The organism is Bradyrhizobium symbiodeficiens (assembly GCF_002266465.3).
Taxonomy (GTDB): Bacteria; Pseudomonadota; Alphaproteobacteria; order Rhizobiales; family Xanthobacteraceae; genus Bradyrhizobium; species Bradyrhizobium symbiodeficiens.
Genome location: NZ_CP029427.2, coordinates 6,902,501 through 6,923,452 on the forward strand (window position 1 = coordinate 6,902,501; position 20,952 = coordinate 6,923,452).

Below are 20,952 nucleotides of genomic sequence, written 5' to 3' on the forward strand. Positions count from 1 at the left end.
CAAGAGTGAGTCGGGACGCCACCAATCCTGCAAACGGCGGAGTATGTGGCGAGCGCCGCCCGCCACACGACCCCTCACCTACAACGCCTCACCCGTAAACGAACGCCTTGTCATCCAGATCCGTCTTCGGGATCTCGTCCTTTTCGGTCCAGTAATCCTGGCTGTGCTGCCATTCCGGCTTGTCGCCGCGCTTGGGGAGCAGGTCCATGTTGCGCATCATGTAGCCGGGGTTGAAGTTTTCCGGATCGATCCAGGGCAGGATCGGCATGTTGTGGTCTTCGGCGCGCAAGCGCACCTCGACCTTCTTCTTGCCCTTCGCCTTCATATGGCCGAGCAACCGGCAGACGAAATCTGCGACCAGATCGACGCGAAGCGTCCAGCTGGCGCGGAAATAGCCGAACACCCAGACCATGTTCGGAACGCCCGTGAACATCATGCCGCGATAGGTGACGGTGTCGCCGAAGGCCAGCGGCTTGCCGTCGATCTCGAAGGCGATGTCGCCCAGCGCGGCGAGATTGAAGCCGGTCGCGGTGACGACGACATCGGCTTCCAGCAGCTTGCCGGATTTGAGCTGAATGCCGTTCTCGACGAAGCACTCGATCTCGTCGGTGACCACGGAGGCCTTGCCGCTGGCGATGCCCTTGAACAGATCGGCATCCGGCACGAAGGCGATGCGCTGCCGCCACGGCCGGTAGGTCGGCGTGAAATGCGTCTCGACGTCGTAGTCCGGACCGAGCACCGCGCTGATCTGACCGATCAGCTCCTTCTTTACCTGCTCGGGCTTGGACAGGCAGAGTTTGGTGAACGCATCCTGCTCGAACAATATCTTGCGCCGGACGATCTCGTGGATCCAGGCCTCGTCGACCTGAAGCCGGCGCAACTCCTCGGCGATCTCGATGGCGTTACGGCCGAGCCTAAAATAGGTCGGCGAACGCTGCAGCATGGTGACATGCGCGCACTTGTCCGCGATGTTCGGCACTAGCGTTGCCGCGGTGGCGCCCGAGCCGATCACGACGACCTTCTTGTTCGTGAGATCGAGATCGTCAGGCCAGGTCTGCGGGTGGACGATGCGGCCCTTGAAGCGATCGGCGCCCTTCCATTCCGGCGTGTAGCCTTCCGAATGACGGTAATAGCCCTGGCACATCCAGAGGAAGTTCGCTGTGAAGGTCCTGGCCTCGCCGGTGTCTGTCGTCACGGCCTCGATGGTCCAGAGATTCTGCTCGCTCGACCAGCCGGCGGAATTGATCTTGTGCTTGTAGCGGATGTGCCGCGCGATATCGTTCTCGTCGATCACCTCGTTCATATAGGCGAGGATTTCTGCGGCGGTCGCGATCGGCGGCCCCACCCAGGGCTTGAAGCTATAGCCGAAGGTATGGAGATCACTGTCCGAGCGGATGCCGGGATAGCGATGCGTGCTCCAGGTGCCGCCGAACGTCGCCTGCGTTTCCAGGATCACGTAGCTCGTACCCGGAAGCTGCTTGTCGATGTGATAGGCGCTGCCGATGCCGGAGATGCCGGCGCCGACGATCAGCACGTCGAAATGTTCAGAAGCCTGTTTGGCCGTGGCGTGACTGCGAACAGCGACATTCATTGTTGCTTCTATGCCTTGCTTGTTTTTGTGGCCGCCCTTGACGGACGACGCGTTTCCTCCGCGGCCGGCATGATCACCCACCGCGCTTCCCCTTCAAAATGACATAGATCAAGTCGCGGTCCAAATCACAGTGCCGCACCCCAGCTCCGCGCGGTCTGCACGATCCAGTCGCGATAGAGTGTGAGTGGCGTGACCCCGGTCAATCCGCCGCAGCCATCGCCGGCGTTCGGTCCCGTCGCCCAGCTGATGACCCCGACAAGCACGGCGCCGTTCGGCTTGTCCTCGAACACGGGACCACCGGAATCGCCGGTACAAGCTCCAATTCCGTCGCGAACACCGTTGGTTACGGGATCGACCAGGCGGATCTGAAGCGTGCCGGGCTGGCCCGTGACGACAAGGCCCGCGACGCGCGTGGCCCCGCCGCTCCTGCCATCACCGCGCACGGTGACCCCAGTACCGGCAATGACGAAACGGCTCCCGACCCGGATCGGAATGTTCGGCGTGCCGACTGGCACCGTCGATTTTCCCTTGAGTGGAATTTCCAGCTGCAACAGCGCCACGTCTGCACCGGCGCGATGCACCTGCGCTTTGTAGCCCGGATGGATCGCGATGGTGCGAACGTTCAGCAATTGAGGTTCGGCACCGCTGCGATCGACGATCTTGTAGTCCGCGCCCGGCGGCACGCAGTGAGCGCCGGTCAGTACGATCTTCGGCGCGATCAGAGTGCCGGTGCAGGAATTGCCGCGCGAACCGACGATGGTTACGACGGCGCGCGCGGCGCCGTCGGTCTGCGGCGTGCCGCCGCCGACGATGGCATGAGCGGGCGTGGCGAGCAGCAGAGCAGTCGTGATGAACGTGGCAAACTTCTTCATGGGAACACGCTTCGGATTGGCGGCGGCAGATTGCTTCGGACTGGCTCTTGCCGATACCGCATGCTAGCGCTCTTGGAAAGGAATTGACGAGGGCAGGATAGTGGCGATCGAAGCTGTGATCTTTGATTTTGGCGGCGTGCTGACGAGTTCGCCGTTCGAGGCGTTCGCGCGGTTCGAGACCGAGCGCGGGCTGCCCGTCGACATCATACGTCGGACCAACGCCGCCAACCATTTGGAAAACGCCTGGGCCAGGTTCGAGCGAGCCGAGATCGATATCGATGCCTTCGACGAATTGTTCGCCACGGAATCGCTCGCACTCGGCGCGGAGGTGCGCGGCCGAGACGTGCTGCCGCTGCTGCAGGGCCATCTGCGTCCCGAGATGGTCGAGGCGCTGAAGCGCATCAAGGCGCAATTCAAGACCGGATGCATCACCAACAACCTGCCAGCCAACGCCATCGGCAGCATGACCGGACGCTCCCTCTATATCGCCGAAGTCATGGTGCTGTTCGACCACGTGATCGAATCCGCCAAGATCGGCCTGCGCAAGCCTGATCCGCGCATTTACCGGCTGATGGTCGAGACGCTGAAGGTCGACCCGGGCAATTGCGTCTATCTCGACGATCTCGGCGTCAATCTGAAGCCGGCGCGCGAGATGGGCATGACCACGATCAAGGTTGCCAGCGGCGCCCAGGCGATTGCCGAGCTAGAGGCGGCGACGGGGATGAAGCTGAACTAGCGCAATTTATTCCGCAGCCGTAGGGTGGGCAAAGCGGAGCGTGCCCACCACAAGCAGATGGTGGGCACAGCGCTTCGCGCCTTTGCCCACCCTACGAGACCCTACTTTGCCGCGGCAGCGATCCGCTCCGGAAACGCCGCCGCCAGCGAGGCACGATCCGGCTTCAGCACGCCGCGCTCGGTGATGAGGCCGGTGACCAGCCGTGCCGGCGTCACGTCGAAGGCATAGTTCGCGACCGGCGATCCCTCGGGCACGATGCGCACCGTCTCCAGCCTTCCATCCGCGGTGCGGCCGGTCATGTCGGTGACCTCGACGCCGCTGCGCTGCTCGATCGGAATGTCGCGGATGCCGTCATGGACGGCGAAATCGATCGTCGGCGACGGCAGCGCGACATAGAACGGCACGCCGTTGTCGTGCGCGGCGAGCGCCTTCAGATAGGTGCCGATCTTGTTGCAGACGTCGCCGTTGGCGGCGACGCGGTCGGTGCCGACGATGGCCAGATCGACCATGCCGTGCTGCATCAGATGCCCGCCGGTGTTGTCGGGAATCACCGTGTGCGGCACGCCGTGATGGCCGAGTTCCCACGCGGTGAGTGAGGCGCCCTGATTGCGCGGGCGCGTCTCGTCGACCCAGACATGGATCTTGATACCGCGCTCATGCGCAAGATAGATCGGCGCCGTTGCGGTGCCCCAATCGACGGTGGCGAGCCAGCCGGCGTTGCAATGGGTCAGCACGTTGACGGTCTCGCCCGGCTTTTTCGATGCGATCGCCTCGATCAGCTTCAGGCCGTTGCCGGCGATGCCACGGTTGATCTCGACATCCTGCTCGACGATCTCGTCCGCACGCGCATACGCCGCCTCGGCCCGCTCCAGCGGATCGATCGGCGCGATCGCCATGCGCATCTCGTCCAGCGCCCATTTCAGATTGATCGCCGTCGGCCGCGCCACCACGAGCGTCTCGTAGGCCCGTTTCAGGCCGGCGTCGGAGGCGTCCTCACGCATGGCGAGCGCCATGCCGTAGGCTGCAGTCGCACCGATCAGCGGCGCGCCACGCACCAGCATGTCGCGGATTGCGACGGCTGCGTCTTCGCACGAAGTCAGCTTCGCGACGACGAACTCATGCGGCAGCCGGCGCTGGTCGATCGCGCCGATTGACCAGCCGTCATGCTCGCGCCAGATGCTGCGGAAATGCTTGCCGTCGACTTTCATGGCATTCTGCCTTTTGTCTCAACCGCGCAGGATGCGCCCGGCCACCGCGTCAAGCTTCTTCAGAAGCTCGGAATCGCGCGCCTCGGGCGTCGTGATCAGCGCGGTGTCGAGCGCGCGGTCGGAGCCGATCGGGCAAAGCTCATGCTCGCGCGGAAAATCCTTCGCCAACCGCGCCACCAGGGCCTTGGCCTTGTCGGCGTTCGACGTCAACACGCGGATGATATCCTGTACGGTGACGGCATCATGATCGGGATGCCAACAGTCGAAATCCGTCACCATGGCCACGGTGGCGTAACAGAGCTCCGCCTCGCGCGCGAGCTTCGCCTCGGGCATGTTGGTCATGCCGATCACGGAATAGCCCAGCGTCTTGTAGGTCATGCTTTCCGCATAGGTGGAGAATTGCGGCCCCTCCATGCAGACATAAGTGCCGCCACGCGCGATCGCGATGCTTTCGGCTTCTGCGGCCGCGGCAAGATGAATGCGCAAACGTGGCGAGACCGGATGCGCCATCGACACATGCGCGACGCAGCCCCGGCCGAAGAACGAGCTCTCGCGCTTGTGGGTGCGGTCGACGAATTGATCGACGAGAACGAAGGTGCCCGGCGGCAGTTCCTCCCTGAAGGAACCGCAGGCCGACAGCGAGATCAGGTCGGTGACGCCGGCGCGCTTTAGCACGTCGATATTGGCGCGATAGTTGATGTCGGAGGGCGAGAGACGGTGGCCCTTGTCGTGCCGCGGCAGGAACACGATCGGCAAACCGGCGATGGTGCCGCGCCTCAAGGGAGCCGACGGTTCGCCCCAGGGGCTCTCGATCACCTCTTCGCGCGCACCCTCAAGGCCTGGCAGGTCATAGATGCCCGAGCCGCCGATGATGCCCAATACCGCCTGCGTCATACCTGCTCCACCTGTTCGCCACCTGCGACATGGTTAAGCTATGCCAGTTTTGCGGCGGTTTTGGAACGGGGGTGGTGGGGCGATGCCGGTGGTGTGAGGGGCGCGCAGGGACGACAGCGGAGAGTTATGCCGCATTCGCCAGCTGCAACTGCGTTGCCACCATCCGCTCCAGCGTCTCGACGGACTGGAAATTCTCCGGCGTGATCTCGGCTTGCGGGATGGTGAAGTCGAACTCGGCTTCGACGCCGAGCATCAGATTGACCATATCCATCGAGGTCAGGCCGACATCGACGAGCTTGGCGGACGGCGTGACGTCAGCGGTGAGCGAATTCTGTTCGAGGATACCCTTCACCAGCTTGATGATGCGATTGCGCAGTTCGGTATCAAAGGCTTGCATCGGCAAATTCCCGTCTGTCTGTCAAAGGTCGCACCGGCTTGCCGCCTACGATGGGTACGGCCTGCCGGTCCCGCAATGGGCGACACCAATACTTCACGTTTCTTAGTAAACGATGACTCAGATTGTCCGGAATTCGACCCTCTTCCAGATTCCTAACGCGATGCCGGAAAAACGGCGGATGCAGACAACCGGACCTTAACTGTTCGTCCGGAATTGGGCTTTGTTTACCCTCTATTTCATCGACGAATTTGAATTAAATCCGTAGCCTTATCTCACAAGCAAAGATGACCGGAAGATCGCCGGCGGCATCGCGAATGATGCCGGCGATCTCGAACGGCAAACCGGAGGCGGACGAGTATGAACGTGCGTGAAGCAGTCCTCACTGTCGACGAAGCAGAAACAAGCTTCCTCGAGCAGGGTCCCTCTCTGATCGAGCGCGCCGCCCGGACCGCCGCAGCGGCCGCAGCCGACGCAGACGGGGTCGATCGCGACGCCCGCTTCCCGCACAAGGCTTTCGAGGTCGCCCGCGAGCAGAAGCTGCTCGGCGTCATGATCCCGGTCGAGTTCGGCGGCTTCGGTGCCTCCATCTACGACGTCACCGACATCTGCTACACGCTCGGACGCGCCTGCGCCTCGACCGCGATGATCTACGCCATGCACCAGACCAAGGTTGCCTGCGTCATCAGGCACGGTCACGGCATCCCCTGGATGGAAACCATGATGCGCCGGGTCGCCCGCGACCAGTGGCTGCTCGCCTCCTCCACCACCGAAGGCCAGAACGGCGGCAACATCCGCGCCAGCGCCGCGGCCGTCGACCACGCCGGCGATACCGTTTCGCTGGTGCGCGACGCCACCGTGATCTCCTACGGCGCGGAAGCCGACGGCCTCGTCACCATCGCCCGCCGCGCCACCGAGGCCGCCGCCTCCGACCAGGTGCTGCTGGCGCTCGCCAAGGACGATTATTCGCTGAAGCGGACGCTGGGCTGGGAAACGCTTGGCATGCGCGGCACCTGCTCGACCGGCTTCGAGCTGAAGGTGGATTGCCCCGCCGATCGCGTCTTCCCGGAATCCTATGACAAGATCCACGCCCAGACCATGACGCCGTTCGCGCATCTGTGCTGGTCGTCGGCCTGGACCGGCATCGCCGCCGCAGCCGTGACCCGCGCGCAGGCCTTCATCCGCAAGGCGGCCCGCAGCTCCGGCGGCCAGATGCCGCCGGCCGCGGCGCATTTCACCGCCGCCAAGATGTCGCTGGCGAAGCTTCGCGCGCTGCTGTCGGCCAATATCGATGCCTTCGCCCGCGCCGAGCATGACGAGCGCGCGCTGAGCTCGCTCGACTTCCAATCCTCGATCACGCTCCTGAAGGTGCAGGCCTCCGAGCTCGCGGTCGAGACCGTGATGCATGCGATGCGCACGGCCGGCCTCTCCGGCTACCGCAACGACGGCGAGTTCACCATGGGCCGGCACCTCCGCGACGTGCTGTCGTCCCCGATCATGATCAACAACGACCGCATTCTGGCCAATGCCGCGACATCGACACTGATGAGCGGCGTGCCGACAAGCCTTCGCGACTGAATCAATAACAACAAATTCGAGATAGCAGGACATCGCGCCATGAATATTGCCATTCTCTCCGACTCGCCCGCGACCGCGCCGCAGATGATCGATCCGCTCGATCATCTCGCCGACAAGCTGTTTCACCGCATGGGCGCCGACGGCGTCTACGCCCGCACCGCGCTCTATGAAGGCGTCGTCGAGAAGCTCGCCGCGCTGATCACTGGCCATCGCGAGAGCGGCACCGAGGTGATGCGCTTCCCGCCGGTGATGAGCCGGGCCCAGCTGGAAAAATCCGGCTATCTCAAGAGCTTCCCGAACCTGCTCGGCTGCGTCTGCGGCCTGCACGGCACCGAACGCGAGATCAACGCCGCGGTGAGCCGCTTCGATGCCGGCGGCGACTGGACCACCTCGCTGTCTCCTGCCGACCTCGTGCTGTCGCCCGCCGCCTGCTATCCGGTGTATCCGATCGCGGCGAGCCGCGGACCTTTGCCGAAAGGCGGCCTGCGCTTCGACGTTGCCGCGGATTGCTTCCGCCGCGAGCCGTCGAAGCATCTCGACCGGCTGCAATCGTTCCGGATGCGCGAATATGTCTGCATCGGCAGCCCCGACGACGTCGCCGATTTCCGTGAGCGCTGGATGGTGCGCGCGCAGGCGATCGCGACCGACCTCGGTCTCACCTTCCGCGTCGACTATGCCAGCGATCCGTTCTTCGGTCGCGTCGGCCAGATGAAGGCGGTGAGCCAGAAGCAGCAGCAGCTCAAGTTCGAACTGCTCATTCCGCTGCGCTCGGAAGAGCAGCCGACCGCCTGCATGAGCTTCAATTATCACCGCGAGCATTTCGGCACGACCTGGGGAATCCAGGATGCCGGTGGCGAACCGGCCCACACCGGCTGCGTCGCCTTCGGCATGGACCGGCTGGCGGTCGCCATGTTCCACACTCACGGCACCGACCTTTCGGCCTGGCCCGCCAAGGTGCGGGACATCCTCGGCCTGCAGCCGCAGGTCACGGCCGACGCGCATGTCGAAGGTTGGCGCTAACAGCTTGATCCGGACCCGAAGGCCGCGTCGGCAGAAAGTGCGAAGCGGCTTTCCGAAAAGACCATGCTGAAACAATAGATCGAACGAGGCCTGCCATTTCCACGGGTAAGACGAGCGTGACTCACACCAAGGTGCGATGCCGCGAGATCACCGAGTCCGACGCCGAAGCGGTCGCGGACCTGCTGACGCGCGGCTTCGTCGGTCGCTCACGGAACTATTGGATCCAGGGTCTGCGCCGGCAGGCCTTCCGGTCCGTCCCGGAGGGCTATCCCCGCTTCGGCTACATGCTCGACAGTGACGGCACGCCAGTCGGCGTGCTGCTGCTGATCTACACGGCGCGGAAGAACGGCGAAGAGACAACCATCCAGTGCAATCTGTCGAGCTGGTATGTCGATCCCGCCTACCGCAACTATGCCCCGTTGCTGACCAAGATCGCGCAGCGACACAAGGACGTGACTTATTTCAACATCAGCCCGGCGCCGTGGACCTGGCCGATCATCGAAACGCAGGGCTTTCGCGCCTATTGCCGCGGCATATTCTTCTCGGTGCCTGCCCTGGCGCGGCCCCCGCGCTGGAGCGAGATCGAGGTCATCTCGCCTCACGCCAAGACGATCGAGGGGCTGTCCGAAGCCGAAGCCGAGCTGCTGACGCGGCAAGCGCGCTACAATTGCCTCAGCCTCGTCTGCCGCACGCCGAAGGGAACATTCCCCTTCATCCTGCAACCGGTGCGCATCCGCCGCGGCTTCCTCGCGCCCCCTGCGATGAAGCTGATCTATTGCCGCAGCGCTGCTGAATACGCCCTCTGCGCAGGGCGAATCGGCCGCCTGCTGCTTCGGCTCGGCAAGATTGCGGTGACGATCGATTCCAACGGGCCGATTCCCGGCCTGGCCGGTATTTATACCGAGCGGCGCGGGCGCAAATATTTCAAAGGCCCGCACCGGCCGCAACTCGGTGATCTCACCGATACGGAACTGGTGTTGTACGGCCCCTAGCCAACCCCGGCTCTGTTGCCCGCATGAACGCAGCGGCATGCGAAACGTCCGCTCCGGATATCGCTGCGCTCATCCGAGCTACAGCCTATCGCTTTGTCAGCTGGCCATTTGCGCGGCCTCTCTCCATCGCCGGTCACCCTCCGTAAACTACAGTGCTTAAGGGAATTTTCCGGGCTCTTCGCTACACTCGGTGGTTGAATTAGGTTGCGTTAAGTCTATTGCCCGCCGAGACCCGCCGCCCCCATGATGTCGACCCGCGACAACGAGCTTGGTGCACGCCGCGAGCAAGGCCCGGAGGCCCTGGTCGCGCTGAGCCAGCTTGCGCTCGACCACATGGAACAGGGTGTCTGCGTCTACGATGCCGACAACCGGATCGTGCTGGTCAACCAACGCTATCTTTCGTTGTTCGACATGTCGGCCGACATCGTGCGGGTGGGCACGAGCTACCGCGAGGTGCTCGCGCATAGTGCGGCGCGCGGCAATTTTCCCCGGGATCAGCTCGAAACGCTGTATTCGTCGCGGATCGCGCAGATCGCAGGCGGACAGCCGTTCCGGACCGAGCAGCGGCTGGCGACCGGCCTCGTCATGGCGCTCGAGCTGAAGCCGCTACCCGGCGGCGGCTGGATGACGATCTGCGACGATGTCACCCGCCTCGCCCGGCTCGAAGCCGAATTGCGCGTGCAGACCGAACGCAGTCAGCACGCGCTCGCCAACATGTCGCACGGCCTCATCATGTACGACGCCGACAGCCGCGTTGTCGTCTGCAACGAACGTTTCCTGAGCCTCTACGACCTCGACCCCGGCATCGTGAAGCAGGGGGCCTCGCATCGCACGGTGCTCGACCATTGGGTCTCGCGCGGCAATTTGCCGGGCATGCCGACCGACGAATTCCACGTCTCCAGGTTGGAGGACGTGCGCACCAGAAGGGCGAAATCCCTGCTGGTGATGCGCTACGACGGACGCATGGTGCAGACGGTCTCCCGCTTCCTGCCCGACGGCGGCTGGGTCACCGTGCACGAGGACGTCACGGAGCGGCTGCAATACGAGGAAACGCTGCGGCAGCAGAACTTCATTCTCGACGCCGCGCTGGAAAACATGGCGCACGGGCTCGCCTTCTACGATAGCGAGATGCGCCTGCGCGTCTGCAACACCACCTACCGCAAGCTCTACCGGCTGTCGCCGGAGGAGACGCGGCCGGGCACGCATCTGGGTGAGTTGATCGAGCGTGCGATGGCGAACGGGGCGTTTGCATCGGAATTTAGCCCTCAGGAAATCCTCGAAGCCGCCCGCGCCCGGATCGCGGACCGCGACAGCTCGCCGATGCGCCGGCGTATGTCCAACGACGCCGTGATCTCGGTGCGCTATTGCGCACTCGCCGAGGGCGGCTTCGTCGCCACCTACGAGGACATCACCGAGCGCGAGCACGCGGTCGAGGAATTGAGCGAGCAGTATCTCCGCTTCGACGCGGCGCTCAACAACATGAGCCAGGGCCTGTGCATGCTCGATGCGAGCCTGCACGTCATCGTCTGCAATCGCCGCTATATCGAGATGTACGGCCTGTCGCCTGACATCGTGAAGCCCGGCGTCTCGATGCGCGAGATCATGGAGCACAGCTGCGAGCTCGGCATCCATCCGAACATGACAGGGGCCAGGCTCTATGCCGACTATGTCGAACGGCTGCGCGAGGGCGAGCATACGCTGCACCGACATTTGAGCGACGGCCGCATCATCAAGCTCAATCACAAGCGGATGGAGCATGGCGGCTGGGTCGTCACCTACGAGGACGTCACCGAGCGCCACAAGGCCCAGGCGCGCGTCGCGCACATGGCGCAGCACGATTCGCTGACGGACCTGCCCAACCGCGCGCTGTTCCGCGAGAAGATGGGCGAGGGACTGAACCAGGTCGCGATCGCCGGCGGCGCGATGGCCGTGCTGTGCTTCGACCTCGACAATTTCAAGACCGTCAACGACCGCCTCGGCCACGCCGCCGGCGACCGGCTGCTGCGCTGGGTCGCGGCGCGGCTGAAGGAGAATGTCGGCGAGCACGACACCGTCGCGCGCCTAGGCGGCGACGAATTCGCCGTGCTCCAGCGCGGACCGCAGCCGCAATCGGCGGAGCAGCTGGCCAGAAGGGTGGTCGAGGTCATCGGTCATCCCCCGCCGCTGGAAAATCAGTCGATCCATGTCGGCGTCTCCGTCGGCATCGCAATCGCACCCGACCACGGGCTCGATGCCGACGAGTTGATGAAATGCGCCGACCTCGCGCTGTACCAGGCCAAGGCCAAGGGGCGCGGCGCCTATCAGCTGTTCGAGCCCGAAATGGAGGAAGAGGCGCGCCGCCGGCACGCGCTGGAGCACGATCTGCGCGGAGCGCTGGAGGCAGGCGAATTCCACCTGGTGTTCCAGCCTCAGGTGCGGCTCGATTCGTCCGAGCTCACCGGGTTCGAAGCGCTGCTACGCTGGAAACATCCCTCGCGCGGCTTCGTCTCGCCAGCCGAGTTCATTCCAATCGCGGAGGAGAACGGGCTGATCGTTCCGATCGGCGAATGGGTGCTGCGCAGCGCCTGTGCGACCGCCGTGTCCTGGCCCGATCTCACCGTCGCGGTGAACCTGTCGCCGGTGCAGTTCCGTTCGCGCGGGCTGGTGGCGATGGTGACGAGCGCGCTGGCCGAAGCCGGCCTGCCGCCGCAGCGGCTCGAGCTCGAGGTCACCGAAACGGCGCTGCTCGACGACAGCGAGGCGACGATCGAGATCCTGCACCAGCTGCGCGCACTCGGAGTACGCGTCAGCCTCGACGACTTCGGCGTCGGCTATTCCTCGCTGAGCTACCTGCGCAAGTTTCCGTTCGACCGCATCAAGATCGATCGCTCCTTCGTCGGCACGCTCGGCGAAAGCCCGGAGAGCGTTGCCATCGTCCGCACCATCGCAAGCCTCGGCTCCGTGCTTGGCGTCGAGACGACGGCAGAGGGTGTGGAGACCGAAGAGCAACTCGACTTCGTCCGCGAATGCGGCTGCACCGCCGTGCAGGGCTATTATTTCGGCAGGCCATGCCCCGCATCGGAAGTTGGCCGCACCATCGAGACGCTGAGCACGGTCCGGCGCGTGGCGTAGCGGCTTTCTGCTCCCTCAAATTCCGCCTCTCGGCACACGACCAAACGACGAATTGTCGCATGTGCCGTCCCTGCAGGGATTGCAGCACCGCCCGGCGCCCTCGGCCCGCGCAATGCGCTTTTCTTCTCGCTCGATTTCAGGAACAATCGCCTCGCAAGAACGAGAAACGGCGGCCCGCGAAGAGGCCGCCGCGAGGGAGGAGTTTCGATGCCGCGATACGGGCTGAAGACGATCGCATTTGCCACGATGCATGCCGTCATGGGCGCATTGCTCTCGACGGCCGCCACCGCACAGGATTATCCCAGCAAACCGATCACGCTGATCGTGCCGTGGCCGGCCGGCGGATCGACCGACATCTCGATGCGCGCCATCGCCGACAGCGCCTCGAAGGTGCTGGGGCAGCCGATCGTGATCGACAACAAGGCCGGCGGCGGCGGCACAGTGGGACCTGCGACCATGGCGGCGGCCGCGAAGCCGGACGGCTATACTATCTCGCAGATTCCGATCACCGTGTTCCGCCTGCCTTTGATGCAGGAGGTGTCGTGGGATCCGGCCAAGGATTTCACCTACATCATCCATCTCACCGGCTACACCTTCGGTGTGACCACCAGCGCGGAATCCCAGTTCAAGACCTGGAAGGACGTGGTGGAGTTCGCGAAGGCGAACCCGGGCAAGGTGACTTATGCCACACCGGGCGCCGGCACCTCGCTGCATATCGGCATGGAGCAGATCGCCGGGATGTCCGGCATCAAGCTGACGCAAGTTCCTTTCAAGGGCGGCGCAGAGACCAACGCCGCGGTGCTGGGACAGCACACGATGCTTCAGGCGGATTCCACGGGATGGCGGCCGCTGGTCGATGCCGGCAAGCTGCGGCTGCTGATGGTATGGACCGGCGCACGCTCGCCGAACTATCCCGACACTCCGACGCTGAAGGAGCTCGGCTATCCCATGGTCTATGACTCCCCGTTCGGCATCGCCGGCCCGAAGGGCCTCGATCCAAAGATCGTCGCCAAGCTGCACGATGCTTTCAAGAAGGCGGTCGAGGACCCCGCCGTCGTGGCAACGCTCGCCAAATACGACATGGTGCCGAACTACAAGAACACGGAGGACTACAAGAAGTTCGTCGTCGAGGTCACGGAGTCAGAGCGCAAGGTGATCGAAACGCTCGGGCTGGCGAAGAAGTAGATTAGGCGGCCTGCGTGTCCCGGACGCGGTGCAGCGCTTCTTCAGTGGTGCACCGCGTCCGGGACCCATCTTTTCGTCCACACTCATGGGCCCCGGCTCTGCATCGCATCACCATAGCACGTCGAAGACGTGCGTGAACGCACTTATGGTGTTGCGCTGAGTCCGTGGCACGAGAGGATCACGATGAACAATCAAACCAACGTCAAGCTCCGCCTCAGCAACTCCGAACTCTGGGGCGGGCTGATCGGGCTCGCGCTCGGCGGCTTCGTGATCTGGTCCGGCATGAAGCTCAAGCTCGGCACCATCAACGATCCCGGCTCCGGCTACGTGCTGTTCTACACGGGCATCCTGATGTGCGTGTTCGCAGGTGCCATCATCGTCTCGGCGGTCACCGAAGGCGCGCCGACGCTGGCCTCGCGCTGGGAGAATGCGCGCTGGAGCAAGCCGCTCCTGCTGATCGCTTGTCTGGTGGCATTCTCCATTGCTCTGGAGCCGCTCGGTTTCCTGCTGTCCTCGATCCCGTTGATGCTGCTGCTGTTGCGGCTGATCGATCCCGTGCGCTGGACGCTGGCGATTCCGATCGCGGTGCTGGTGCCATCAGGCATGTGGTGGGTGCTCAAGCGGCTGCTGTTGATCCAGCTGCCCTCGGGCCAGTTCGGGATCGGTTGACCCTATGGATACGCTTGTCAATGTCGCCCATGGGTTCGGCGTCGCGCTTCTGCCGGTCAACCTGCTCTACTGCTTCATCGGCGTCTTCATCGGCACGCTGGTCGGCGTGCTGCCGGGCATCGGGCCGATCTCGGCGATGTCGCTGCTGCTGCCGGTCACGCTGTCGGGGACGCCGGAATCCGGCATCATCATGATGGCCGGCATCTATTACGGCTCGATGTATGGGGGCTCGACCACCTCGATCCTGGTCAACATTCCCGGCGAGGCCGCTTCCGTCGTCACCTGCATCGACGGCCACCAGATGGCGAAGCAGGGACGCGCGGGTCCCGCGCTCGGCATCTCCGCCTTCGGCTCCTTCTTTGCCGGCACGTTTGCGCTGATCGCCTTGATGCTGGTCGCGCCGAAGCTTGCCAGCGTCGCCATCGCGTTCGGCCCGGCCGAATATTTCAGCCTGATGGTGCTCGGCCTCATCGTGCTCACCTTCCTGACGCAGGGCTCGATGCCAAAGGCGCTGCTGATGGCGTGCATCGGTGTCGTGCTCGGGTTGATCGGGCTCGACAGCATCACGGCGCAGCCGCGTCTGACCTTCGGCCGCATGGAGCTGATCGACGGCATCGGGCTCGTGCCCGTGGTGATGGGCCTGTTCGGCGTTGCCGAGGTGCTGCTCAATACCGAGCAGGCGATCAAGCGCGACATCATCAACACCAGGATCACCCATCTGCTGCCCAGCAGAGAGGACTGGAAGGCGAGCGCAGGGCCGGTCGGCCGCGGCACCATCCTCGGCTTCTTCCTCGGCATCCTGCCGGGCGGCGGCGCGGTGGTGGCGTCCTTTGCCTCCTACGCGCTGGAGAAGCGGCTGTCGAAGACGCCCGAACGATTCGGCCATGGCGCGATCGAAGGCGTCGCCGGGCCGGAATCAGCGAACAACGCCGCGGCGGGCGGCGCCTTCATTCCGCTGATGACGCTCGGCATTCCGCCGAACGTGGTGATGGCGCTGCTGCTCGGCGCCTTCGTCATTCACGGCCTGCAGCCGGGACCGCTGCTGATCACGCAGAACCCCGGCCTGTTCTGGGGCATCGTCGCCAGCATGTATATCGGCAACGTCATGCTGCTGGTCCTGAACCTGCCGATGATCGGCATGTGGGTGCAACTGCTCAAGCTGCCCTACAACATCCTATTCCCCCTGATCATCCTGTTCACGATCCTGGGCGTCTACTGCTCCAGCAACAACGTGTTCGACGTCTACGTGATGATCGCGTTCGGCATCATTGGCTATTTCATGCGCAAGCTCGGCTACGAGCCGGCGCCGCTGGTGCTGGCCTTCGTGCTGGGGCCGATGATGGAGAACAATCTGCGCAAATCGCTGATCCTGTCGCAGGGCGATCTGTGGACCTTCGTGCAGCGGCCAATCTCGGCAGTGTGCCTCACCTTCGCACTGGTGCTGCTGATCGCGCCGCTGCTGCCGTCGCTGCGCAAGAAACGCGAGCTGGTGGCGCTGGATGAGGGGGCATGACGTTTTGCAGAGGTCGGCTAAAGTGCAATTTTGCGAAAACAACCCCATGCACAGTAGATGGGGATTGATTTCAAAGGGAAAATTCTAACGTGGAACGCTACCCCGCCGCCGGCAGCGCGCTATCCGGCGGCGCGCCCCACGGCCGCTCGGCCGATGCCAAGCCGATCAGGCGGCCCTGGATGTAGTCGCAGCCCCAGTCGCGCAGCATGTTTGCGGCCTCTTCGTCCTGCACCCATTCCGCCACCGTCTTGATGTCGAGCCGTCGGGCGAGATCGATCAAGGTCTGCACGAAGGCGCGATCGTCGGCGGAATGTGTGATGTTCTGCACGAACGCGCCGTCGATCTTCACGATATCGACGCCGAGCTTGCGCAGGTTTCGGAACGAGGTGTAACCCGCGCCGAAATCGTCGATGGCGATGCGGCTACCGAAATTCTTCAGCCGCGTGACGAAGCCGCGGACATCGTCGATGTCCTGGATCGCGACCGTCTCGGTGATCTCGACGATCAGCCGCTCGGCGACGCCGGGATGGGCCAGCATCAGCGACTCGATCCCCGCCCACCAGTCCGGATCCATGGTCGTATCAGGCGAGATATTGAGACTGAGGCTGATGTCGGGCGCGGCGGCGAGCTCGGCGACCACGAGCTCGAGCACGCGGTGATCGACCAGGCGGATCAGGCCGAGCCGTTCGGCGACCGGCACGATGTCGGGCGCGAGCAGCACCTGACCGTCGCCCTGGTCCATCCGCACCAGGCATTCGTGGAACGCGCGCTCGCGCGAGGCGACCGACACCACCGGCTCATAGGCGAGCTTGATGCGGCGCTCGTTCAGCGCAGTGACGATTTCGTCGGTGACGCGGATGTTGACGCGGCGCTGTGCGTCGCGCGCCGCATCCGGACGCCAGGCCGCGAACGAGCCGACGCGGCGGCGCTTGGCGGCATCCAGCGTCTCATGGGCGCGGTTGACGGCTTCGTCGGCGTTGCGGGCATAGCGCGGCAGGCTGACCGCGCCGATCGAGGCGGTGACCGAGACCGGGCCGGATTTGGTCGGCACCACCTCATCGCGGATGCCGGCAAGGAAACGCTCGGCGGCGACGTTCATGTCGTCGACGGTGCAGGTCTTCAGGATCAGGCCGAACTTGTTGCCGGAGAAGCGGCCGAGCACGTCGCCGCCACGCAGGCGCGAGCGGATGCGCTTGGCGATGTCGAGGATCACGGCGTCGGCAACGTCGAAGCCGAAGGCGTCGTTGACGCGGGCGAGATGGTCGATGCCGACCAGCATGAAGGCCGCGGTCGAGCGGAAGCGGGTGGTCTCCTCGATCGCCTCGGCCAGCGCTGCAATCAGATGAGAGCGGTTGAGCTCGCCGGTCAGCGGATCGAGCCGGGCCAGCTTCGTCAGCTCCTCGTCGCGGGCATGGCGCTCACTGTTGATGCGAACGGAGCCAATCGCACGCGTGGGGCGGCCGTCGGGGCCGGCGAACCAGCGGCCGGTCTCTTCGACCCAGACCACGGGATCGGAGGCACTCATGCGCACGCCGTATTCGACCCGGTAGGGCGTACCGTCGGCGCCGTGCACGGCGGAGGTCTGCGCCAGCGCTGCGGTCCGCAGCGTTTGCGCGGGTTCGATCAGCTTGGCAAATTCGGCGCCGGTCGCCAGTCGCTCGACGGGAATGCCGGGAAAGACGCTGGCGACCTGATCACCCCAGACGATCGCATCACTGCCGATATCCCAGGCGAACACGGCCTGGCCGAGGGCGGCCAGGATGTCAGAGGCTTGCGGTAATGCGGGGGTCAAAGTCGCCTCGTTTCGGGACAGCGGGAAGTCCTGAGCTGACACAGGATAAAGCCAGATTCGTCGCCAACCCTAGGCAAAGTTCATAAACAATTTGGAAACCACGTTTCTACGGGCCGGGGAACCAGACCGGCCCGTCCGGCATAGGCCTTGCGAGTACTGACACGCCCCCGGCGCCAGCGTCCCGAAATGCGACAGGCTCTGCCGGATCAACGGTGATTGCGATGTTGAGTACGGATCGATCGGACGCGACGGAGAACGGCACAGGCACGGCCATGGTGCCGCTCCTGCCGATTTTGCAACGGGTTTACAAGACGCCGTTGCCGCGTCCCGATCCGAGCTTCGTCGCCCAGCTGATCGCCAATGCCGAACATCTGCCCCAGGCGAACCGGCTGCGCCGCGCCTCCTCCGAAGATGCGCAGACGGCCTATGGCGGCAAGCGCCCGCTTCAAAGCGTCAGCGCGCGCACGCGGCAGGTGGTTTGAGATCAATCAGCGCGGCGGCGTGTCGGGGGACGGAGACGTGCCGTCGCCCGGCTGCAAATGCGGCGAGGGGACTTCCGGCGAGGGCGCGCTCTGCACCGGCTTCGGCGCGGGAGGGTCCATCAAGACGGATTCGGCGACCGACTGTGCCGAGGGCGCGGGCGGCGTCACCGGTGCTGCGAGCGGCGCGGACACCGGCTCGAACTTGGGCTCGGCCACGGCGTCGTCCGCCGGAGCTTCCACTTGACGCCTGGCCTTGCGCGGCGCCGGCACGGTTGTCTCGGCGACATAGGTGACGCGACGGCGCGTGCGCTGGGCAATGCCGCCGAGGAAATCGGCCATTGCGAGCAGCACCAGCAGGAAATAGGTCGAGTTGCCGAATTTGGGCCATATCACGAATTCGGCCGCGGCCCCGCCGAACAGGATCAGCGACAACAGATGATCCATCAGGAATTTCGAGCCGGGCCGCGCGCCCTTAACCACTTCGAGCAGCAGCAGCACGATACCGAGCGCCAGCATCAAGTCGGCCAGCGTGACCGGCCAAGCCTCGCCTGACACCATCGGCACCTTGAACAGCACATCCGTGAAGGACACGGTCGGCATCAGGAAGGCGATGATGTTGTAGACCGCGAGCGGAATCAGAAGCAGCGGGAAACCGACCATCGGCGAAAGGCCTTCTCGATCAAGATATCCAGACAGGACAATGCGGCGGCGAAGCATTAGCTCCGCCGCCGCCACTGTCATATCTCATGGGTTGGCCGAAATCAGGCAGGCGAAATGATCCTGCCCGGAGAAAGGTCCTTAACTCAGGACTCTTTCTTCTTCAGGACCTGACGGCCCTTGTACATGCCGGTCTTGAGGTCGAGATGATGCGGACGACGGAGCTCACCGGAGTCCTTGTCTTCCACATAGGTCGGCTTCTTGATGGCGTCTGCCGAGCGGCGCATGCCACGGCGCGACGGCGAGGTTTTTCTTCTCGGAACAGCCATTTCTACATCCTCTAGGGATTGGTGTTATCAGGGCATCGTCCGCGAGGGACGGCTCAGCACCCGCAATCCGAGGCGAGCTGAATGCCGATCAAGGCCGCGCTTATAGAGGAAGGCTGGCCGCAAAGCTAGGCTCTTGGGCCGGAAAATGCGCCCGAAAAGGGCCCAAAATCAGCGATTTTCCCGCCAACAGGTCGCGAGCGAGTTCGCCTGCGCCCTCGCCACGTAGGTCCCTGCCAGCCGCCGGACGCCCGGGCCGGGGGTTTTGGCGCTGCGTTTGACCGGATTTGGGAGGATCGAGGCCAGAAGGGCCGCCTCGCGGGGGGAAAGGCCGGCGGCCGATTTGCCAAAGGCATAGGCGCTGCCCGCCTCGACGCCGAATTGGCCCCGCGGACCGAACTCGGCGATGTTGAGGTAGATCTCCAGGATCCGCGGCTTGGGCAGGACGAGGTCGATCCAGAGCGCCAGCGGGAATTCGAGCGCCTTGCGGACGAAGTCCCGGCCCTGCCAGAGGAACAGGTTTTTCGCGACTTGCTGGGTGATCGTGGAGGCGCCCCGGAACGGCGTCCCGTCCTCCTGGGCGTCGTCGATGGCCTCGCGCAGCGCGCCCCAATCGATGCCGTGATGCTTGCAGAAATGGGCGTCCTCGGCTGCGATCACCGATCGCGGAAGTGCGGGCGACATCGCCGCCAGGTCGATCCATTCCCGCTGCATCGGCGCGCCGCGAAGCGAGCGCCACGCCATCAGCGTCGAAACGGGATGGCCGATGCGGTAGAACGGCGCGATCACATAGGGCGCGAGAATGACGACCGCGAGCGCTATCAGCAGGAATTTGACGATGCGCAAATCGACCTCTCCGGCCCCGAACCAGAAGCGGCCACGGATCCTGCCATTAAGTCTGTGATAATTCGGACCTTTTCCAGCACTTTTTAGGCCTTCCAAACGATTGACTGAGGCGGGCTCATAAAGGATTGTCCCGCCGAATTTTAGTTCTGGAGCCCTTCTTGATGACCGGCACGTCCCCGTCCGATTTCGCCAAACGTCTGGACAAGACCGCTGATGATACCGAGGCCCTGCTCGGCCGCCTGCTGTCGGACAACATCCTGCACGATGAGATCGCCCGGCCCAAGCGACTGATGGACGCAATGCGCTATTCGAGCCTGAACGGCGGCAAGCGCCTGCGACCGTTCCTGGTGGTCGAGAGCGCGGCTGTGTTCGGGGTCCCCCGTGAAGCCGCCCTGCTGGTCGGCGCTGCGCTGGAATGCATCCATTGCTATTCGCTGATCCACGACGATCTGCCGGCCATGGACAATTCGGACCTGCGCCGCGGCCGCCCGACCCTGCACAAGAAGACCGATGACGCCACCGCGATCCTCGCCGGCGACGGCCTGTTGACGCTCGCCTTCGACATCGTCACCCGCGACGAGATCCATCGCGACGCCAATGTGCGGCTGCTGCTGACGCGCGCGCTGGCGCGCTGCGCCGGCATCGGCGGCATGGTCGGCGGCCAAATCCTCGATCTCGCCGGCGAAGGCCGCTTTGGGGGCAACGAGCCGATCGACGTCGCCCGCATTCAACAGATGAAGACCGGTGCGCTCTTGCGTTACGGCTGTATCGCCGGCGCGATCCTCGGCGAGGCCTCGCAGAAAGAATATCAGGCGCTCGACGATTACGGCCGCGCGCTCGGCGAAGCCTTCCAGATCGCCGACGACTTGCTCGATGTCGAGGGCGACGCGGCGGCCCTCGGTAAGCCGGCCGGCGCCGATGCGGCGCTCGGCAAGACCACTTTCGTCACCCAGCTCGGCATCGAAGGCGCCAAGCAGCGCGTGCGCGACCTGCTCGCGCGGGCCGACAGCGCCGTCTCGATCTTCGGCGATCGCGCCGCCGTGCTGCAGGCCGCCGCGCGCTTCGTCGCCGAGCGGAAGAACTGAC

Annotated in this window: 19 protein-coding genes; 10 read left to right on the plus strand and 9 right to left on the minus strand. The window is 64.4% G+C overall.

The genetic code is table 11. The features are described from left to right. Positions 1–88 precede the first annotated feature (88 nt). Together CIT39_RS32570 and CIT39_RS32575 are read right to left on the minus strand one after the other, a co-directional pair. On the minus strand, positions 89–1,591 hold the full coding sequence (locus CIT39_RS32570) for a flavin-containing monooxygenase (RefSeq protein WP_094977017.1): 1,503 nt from the start codon (positions 1,589–1,591) through the stop codon (positions 89–91). 125 nt (positions 1,592–1,716) lie between these two features. Beyond that, positions 1,717–2,463 carry a S1 family peptidase gene (locus CIT39_RS32575; protein WP_094976244.1) on the minus strand — a complete coding sequence of 249 codons (747 nt, stop codon included), beginning with the start codon at positions 2,461–2,463 and terminating at the stop codon, positions 1,717–1,719. 100 nt (positions 2,464–2,563) lie between these two features. Between CIT39_RS32575 and CIT39_RS32580 the strand changes: the two genes are divergently transcribed. Beyond that, positions 2,564–3,199: an HAD-IA family hydrolase gene (locus CIT39_RS32580; RefSeq protein WP_162308807.1), complete on the plus strand. Its 636-nt coding sequence runs from the start codon at positions 2,564–2,566 to the stop codon at positions 3,197–3,199. A gap of 101 nt (positions 3,200–3,300) precedes the next feature. Here the strand turns inward: CIT39_RS32580 and mtnA are convergent, their stop codons facing one another. The 3 genes from mtnA to CIT39_RS32595 all read right to left on the minus strand — a co-directional run bounded on the left by mtnA (position 3,301) and on the right by CIT39_RS32595 (position 5,698). Then, positions 3,301–4,407 (minus strand): S-methyl-5-thioribose-1-phosphate isomerase, encoded by a 1,107-nt coding sequence (mtnA, locus tag CIT39_RS32585; RefSeq protein ID WP_094976243.1) that lies wholly within the window; start codon positions 4,405–4,407, stop codon positions 3,301–3,303. Positions 4,408–4,425: 18 nt separating this feature from the next. Continuing rightward, the gene (locus CIT39_RS32590; protein ID WP_094976242.1) at positions 4,426–5,301 is read right to left on the minus strand and encodes an S-methyl-5'-thioadenosine phosphorylase; all 876 of its coding nucleotides are present in this window, start codon (positions 5,299–5,301) and stop codon (positions 4,426–4,428) included. Between the two features lie 124 nt (positions 5,302–5,425). Beyond that, positions 5,426–5,698, minus strand: a complete 273-nt coding sequence (locus CIT39_RS32595; protein ID WP_094976241.1) for a phosphopantetheine-binding protein — start codon at positions 5,696–5,698, stop codon at positions 5,426–5,428. A gap of 357 nt (positions 5,699–6,055) precedes the next feature. Between CIT39_RS32595 and CIT39_RS32600 the strand changes: the two genes are divergently transcribed. From CIT39_RS32600 to CIT39_RS32630, 7 genes are all read left to right on the plus strand, one after another. Then, the gene (locus tag CIT39_RS32600) at positions 6,056–7,273 is read left to right on the plus strand and encodes an acyl-CoA dehydrogenase family protein (protein ID WP_094976240.1); all 1,218 of its coding nucleotides are present in this window, start codon (positions 6,056–6,058) and stop codon (positions 7,271–7,273) included. 39 nt (positions 7,274–7,312) lie between these two features. Further along, positions 7,313–8,293: an amino acid--[acyl-carrier-protein] ligase gene (locus CIT39_RS32605; RefSeq protein ID WP_094976239.1), complete on the plus strand. Its 981-nt coding sequence runs from the start codon at positions 7,313–7,315 to the stop codon at positions 8,291–8,293. A 116-nt stretch (positions 8,294–8,409) separates the two neighbouring features. Further along, on the plus strand, positions 8,410–9,285 hold the full coding sequence (locus CIT39_RS32610) for an acyl-CoA acyltransferase (RefSeq protein WP_094976238.1): 876 nt from the start codon (positions 8,410–8,412) through the stop codon (positions 9,283–9,285). Positions 9,286–9,528: 243 nt separating this feature from the next. Continuing rightward, complete coding sequence (locus CIT39_RS32615; protein ID WP_094976237.1) at positions 9,529–12,396, plus strand: PAS-domain containing protein; 2,868 nt, start codon at positions 9,529–9,531, stop codon at positions 12,394–12,396. Positions 12,397–12,603: 207 nt separating this feature from the next. Continuing rightward, positions 12,604–13,581 (plus strand): tripartite tricarboxylate transporter substrate binding protein, encoded by a 978-nt coding sequence (locus CIT39_RS32620; protein WP_094976236.1) that lies wholly within the window; start codon positions 12,604–12,606, stop codon positions 13,579–13,581. Between the two features lie 183 nt (positions 13,582–13,764). Then, positions 13,765–14,250 carry a tripartite tricarboxylate transporter TctB family protein gene (locus CIT39_RS32625; RefSeq protein WP_094976235.1) on the plus strand — a complete coding sequence of 162 codons (486 nt, stop codon included), beginning with the start codon at positions 13,765–13,767 and terminating at the stop codon, positions 14,248–14,250. Positions 14,251–14,254: 4 nt separating this feature from the next. After that, the gene (locus tag CIT39_RS32630; RefSeq protein ID WP_094976234.1) at positions 14,255–15,763 is read left to right on the plus strand and encodes a tripartite tricarboxylate transporter permease; all 1,509 of its coding nucleotides are present in this window, start codon (positions 14,255–14,257) and stop codon (positions 15,761–15,763) included. Between the two features lie 97 nt (positions 15,764–15,860). Here CIT39_RS32630 and CIT39_RS32635 read toward each other — a convergent pair whose 3' ends face one another. Continuing rightward, a complete protein-coding gene (locus CIT39_RS32635; RefSeq protein ID WP_162308808.1) occupies positions 15,861–17,555 on the minus strand; it encodes a GGDEF domain-containing phosphodiesterase in 1,695 nt (564 codons plus the stop codon). A 221-nt stretch (positions 17,556–17,776) separates the two neighbouring features. Here CIT39_RS32635 and CIT39_RS32640 point away from each other — a divergent pair, with 221 nt between their 5' ends. Further along, entirely contained in the window at positions 17,777–18,037 is a 261-nt protein-coding gene (locus CIT39_RS32640) for a hypothetical protein (RefSeq protein ID WP_162308947.1), read from the plus strand. Between the two features lie 6 nt (positions 18,038–18,043). On the opposite strand, the gene CIT39_RS32645 is transcribed toward CIT39_RS32640, so the two are convergent. The 3 genes from CIT39_RS32645 to mtgA all read right to left on the minus strand — a co-directional run bounded on the left by CIT39_RS32645 (position 18,044) and on the right by mtgA (position 19,866). Continuing rightward, entirely contained in the window at positions 18,044–18,697 is a 654-nt protein-coding gene (locus CIT39_RS32645) for a hypothetical protein (protein WP_162308809.1), read from the minus strand. 143 nt (positions 18,698–18,840) lie between these two features. Then, positions 18,841–19,023, minus strand: coding sequence for a 50S ribosomal protein L32 (gene rpmF / locus CIT39_RS32650; protein WP_007598106.1), 183 nt, complete (start codon positions 19,021–19,023; stop codon positions 18,841–18,843). Positions 19,024–19,191: 168 nt separating this feature from the next. Continuing rightward, positions 19,192–19,866, minus strand: coding sequence for a monofunctional biosynthetic peptidoglycan transglycosylase (gene mtgA / locus CIT39_RS32655; protein ID WP_094976230.1), 675 nt, complete (start codon positions 19,864–19,866; stop codon positions 19,192–19,194). Between the two features lie 161 nt (positions 19,867–20,027). Between mtgA and CIT39_RS32660 the strand changes: the two genes are divergently transcribed. Beyond that, on the plus strand, positions 20,028–20,951 hold the full coding sequence (locus CIT39_RS32660; protein ID WP_094976229.1) for a polyprenyl synthetase family protein: 924 nt from the start codon (positions 20,028–20,030) through the stop codon (positions 20,949–20,951). The last annotated feature ends 1 nt before the right edge of the window (position 20,952 follow it).